Source organism: Pseudomonas sp. P4_C3 (genome assembly GCF_056402075.1).
The window spans coordinates 1-1,081 of sequence record NZ_JBFUIC010000669.1; the positions used below are offsets into that span (position 1 = coordinate 1).

The 1,081-nt window shown below is 51.6% G+C and carries 1 pseudogene; it reads left to right on the forward strand.

Annotated features, from left to right (window positions below):
- Positions 1–802: 802 nt before the first annotated feature.
- Positions 803–1,081, forward strand: a pseudogene (locus tag AC1DVH_RS31640) (hypothetical protein); the annotation flags it as partial.

Below are 1,081 nucleotides of genomic sequence, written 5' to 3' on the forward strand. Positions count from 1 at the left end.
GCCTCTCGAGGGGGCGTGCACCGCAACAGCACCGCGAGGCGAGCTAACGCTCGACCTCGTTGTTTGGTGGTGCACGCGTTCCCCTGTAGGAGCTGCCGAAGGTCCGAACGCGGCCCGAACCGCCTCWCGAGGGGGCGTGSACCGCAACAGCACCGCGAGGCGAGCTAACGCTCGACCTCGTTGTTTGGTGGTGCACGCGTTCCCCTGTAGGAGCTGCCGAAGGTCCGAACGCGGCCCGAACCTTCGGCAGCCCCTACAGATATTTCGTTATATGTGTTCCCCGGAATTCCGTGAAGAACCTTTTTTATGGCTGTTTCGCTCAAACTGCCCGATTTCCCCCATGGAATCTGGAAAAAAAGACGAAAAAAATAGCGGGGCTCTCGCCTACCTTCCGACTCGCCGAAAACCCAGTAATGGTGCAGGCTGCGCGATAAAAGATGGCAATGTGCAACCAGTCACGGGCACTGCCGTTGGTCAGTAAAATTGATCAAAAAATGAACGAATACGGTTTTTTCGTTCAGAATACGCAACAGGTGGCACGGGCTCTGGTCCTCACCTGACCCCAGAAGCGGAAGTTAAACCTCATATCAGCCAAGTGCGAATGAGGTTTTTTATTACCTGAAAATGGAAATAATCGAATGACTGAAAGTTCATTCGCCAAACTCGCTTTTATCTTGGCCGCGTAATGCCGCAAGATTATTCAATTGAAACGGCTGGATCGTAACTTCAGTCAGTAACGGCAAACTCTAATCAAGCTGTCCTGAAAGTCAGGTTGATTCACTGTTTGAACAAAGAGGTAGTCATGGAACTTAGTATTCTTTCTTCACCAGCCGGGGAATATTTGCGCTTGGGCGTTGTATATTTTCATCTTATCGCCTGCTGCGTGGCAATCGGGCTGGTTTTGACCAGTGACATTGCAATGGTCAAGCAACTCCTGAAGGGCGATATGTCGGGTCACCATGATGACGCGCACATGGACAGTCTTCAAAAAACCGTATCGCTTGCACTTGTCGCGCTCTGGATTACGGGCATTGCCATTGTCGGGATCGATTATGCCGGCAAGGGAATGGAGTATTTCCTC